At 54.3% G+C, this 3258-nt stretch carries 1 tRNA gene and 2 rRNA genes; all 3 read left to right on the forward strand.

From position 1 onward, the window contains the following. Positions 1-947 (forward strand): 16S ribosomal RNA (locus tag DU506_RS20785); the annotation flags it as partial. A gap of 445 nt (positions 948-1392) precedes the next feature. Next, positions 1393-1468 (forward strand) — tRNA-Ala (locus DU506_RS20790). Between the two features lie 173 nt (positions 1469-1641). Further along, positions 1642-3258: ribosomal RNA gene (locus tag DU506_RS20795) — 23S ribosomal RNA — on the forward strand; the annotation flags it as partial.

The raw sequence follows: 3258 nt of genomic DNA on the forward strand, positions 1-3258 counted from the left end.
AAGCCGGTTGTGAAAGCCCTGGGCTCAACCTGGGAACTGCATCCGGAACTGTCAGGCTAGAGTGCAGGAGAGGAAGGTAGAATTCCCGGTGTAGCGGTGAAATGCGTAGAGATCGGGAGGAATACCAGTGGCGAAGGCGGCCTTCTGGACTGACACTGACGCTGAGGTGCGAAAGCGTGGGTAGCAAACAGGATTAGATACCCTGGTAGTCCACGCCGTAAACGATGTCGACCAGCCGTTGGGTGCCTTGAGCACTTTGTGGCGAAGTTAACGCGATAAGTCGACCGCCTGGGGAGTACGGCCGCAAGGTTAAAACTCAAATGAATTGACGGGGGCCCGCACAAGCGGTGGAGCATGTGGTTTAATTCGATGCAACGCGAAGAACCTTACCTACCCTTGACATCCTGCGAAGCCGGAAGAGATTCTGGTGTGCCTTCGGGAGCGCAGAGACAGGTGCTGCATGGCTGTCGTCAGCTCGTGTTGTGAAATGTTGGGTTAAGTCCCGTAACGAGCGCAACCCTTGTCCTTATTTGCCAGCGGGTCATGCCGGGAACTCTAAGGAGACTGCCGGTGACAAACCGGAGGAAGGTGGGGACGACGTCAAGTCATCATGGCCCTTACGGGTAGGGCTACACACGTGCTACAATGGCCGGTACAAAGGGTTGCGAGCTCGCGAGAGTCAGCGAATCCCAGAAAGCCGGTCTCAGTCCGGATCGGAGTCTGCAACTCGACTCCGTGAAGTCGGAATCGCTAGTAATCGTGAATCAGAATGTCACGGTGAATACGTTCCCGGGCCTTGTACACACCGCCCGTCACACCATGGGAGTGGACTGCACCAGAAGTGGTTAGCCTAACGCAAGAGGGCGATCACCACGGTGTGGTTCATGACTGGGGTGAAGTCGTAACAAGGTAGCCGTAGGGGAACCTGCGGCTGGATCACCTCCTTAAACGACAACGCATCCTCGCGACAAGCGCTCACAATGAATTATCTGATCAAGAGACTGAGAGTAAGCAGTGACAAACCACCTGGGCGGTTAACGCCAGATGCGTTGTCACTGCTTATCAGCAGTCGCTCTTTAACAATGTATATCATGCTGATGAACGCAGAAGACGCAAGTCTTTTGTATGTTGTCATTGCGACCCAGACTCCTTCGGGTTATAGGGTCAAGCAATGAAGCGCACACGGTGGATGCCTAGGCAGCCAGAGGCGATGAAAGACGTGGCAGCCTGCGATAAGGCTCGGCGAGNAAGGGTGAGGTCGGCAGTTCAAGTCTGCCCAGACCCACCAAATTCCTGTGATGCTGCGTTAAAATGCTTCTCGTATAGCAGGCTATACGTCGTCGCACTTTGCCTTGTCTCACAGAAATTTGTGGAGAAAAGGTGTCGCACGATGGGGCCATAGCTCAGCTGGGAGAGCGCCTGCCTTGCACGCAGGAGGTCAGCGGTTCGATCCCGCTTGGCTCCACCAACGCACCTGCCGTGAATTACCGTCCGTGACCAGTGATAAGCACTCGAGACAATCAGTGCTTATCACTGTTCATTGAACAGTCGCTCTTTAACAATGTATATCATGCTGATGAACGCAGAAGACGCAAGTTTTCTGCATGTTGTCATTGCGACCCAGACTCCTTCGGGTTATAGGGTCAAGCAATGAAGCGCACACGGTGGATGCCTAGGCAGCCAGAGGCGACGAAAGACGTGGCAGCCTGCGATAAGGCTCGGCGAGGTGGCAAACAACCTGTGACCCGGGCATTTCTGAATGGGGAAACCCACTCATCACAAGATGAGTATCGTGCACTGAATACATAGGTGTACGAGGCGAACCAGGGGAACTGAAACATCTAAGTACCCTGAGGAAAAGAAATCAACCGAGATTCCCCTAGTAGCGGCGAGCGAACGGGGACCAGCCCTTAAGCGTGTGACTGATTAGGCGAACGTGCTGGGAAGCACGGCCGTAGCGGGTGATAGCCCCGTAGTCGAAAATCTGATCACGTGAAATCGAGTAGGTCGGGGCACGAGAAACCTTGACTGAACATGGGGGGACCATCCTCCAAGGCTAAATACTCCTGGCTGACCGATAGTGAACCAGTACCGTGAGGGAAAGGCGAAAAGAACCCCGGAGAGGGGAGTGAAATAGATCCTGAAACCGTGTGCGTACAAGCAGTCGGAGCCCACTTGTTGGGTGACGGCGTACCTTTTGTATAATGGGTCAGCGACTTATTTTCAGTGGCGAGGTTAACCGTATAGGGGAGCCGTAGGGAAACCGAGTCTTAACTGGGCGCGCTAGTCGCTGGAAATAGACCCGAAACCGGGCGATCTATCCATGAGCAGGGTGAAGGTTGAGTAACATCAACTGGAGGCCCGAACCAGGATCTGTTGAAAAAGATTTGGATGACTTGTGGATCGGAGTGAAAGGCTAATCAAGCCCGGAGATAGCTGGTTCTCCTCGAAAGCTATTTAGGTAGCGCCTCATGTATCACCACCGGGGGTAGAGCACTGTTTCGGCTAGGGGGTCATCCCGACTTACCAACCCGAGGCAAACTCCGAATACCGGTGAGTGCAGCGTGGGAGACACACAGCGGGTGCTAACGTCCGTTGTGAAAAGGGAAACAACCCAGACCGTCAGCTAAGGTCCCCAAATCCTGGTTAAGTGGGAAACGATGTGGGAAGGCTCAGACAGCTAGGAGGTTGGCTTAGAAGCAGCCATCCTTTAAAGAAAGCGTAATAGCTCACTAGTCGAGTCGGCCTGCGCGGAAGATGTAACGGGGCTAAACCAGGTACCGAAGCTACGGGTGTGTTCTTAGGAACACGCGGTAGAGGAGCGTCGTGTACGCCGATGAAGGTGGATTGAGAAGTCTGCTGGAGGTATCACGAGTGCGAATGCTGACATGAGTAACGATAAAGGGCGTGAAAAACGCCCTCGCCGGAAGACCAAGGGTTTCTGTTCGACGCTAATCGGAGCAGAGTGAGTCGGCCCCTAAGGCGAGGCCGAAAGGCGTAGTCGATGGGAAACGGGTCAATATTCCCGTACCGGACATGATTGCGATGGGGGGACGGAGAAGGCTAGGTGGGCCAGGCGTTGGTTGTCCTGGTGAAAGTGAGTAGGCTGAGGGTCTAGGCAAATCCGGATCCTTAAGGCCGAGACACGAGATGAACTGACCACGGTCAGGAAGTCACTGATGCCACGCTTCCAGGAAAAGCCTCTAAGCTTCAGATCATGTGCGACCGTACCCCAAACCGACACAGGTGGTCAGGGAG

Source organism: Vreelandella rituensis, from assembly GCF_003336665.1.
Lineage (GTDB): Bacteria > Pseudomonadota > Gammaproteobacteria > Pseudomonadales > Halomonadaceae > Vreelandella > Vreelandella rituensis.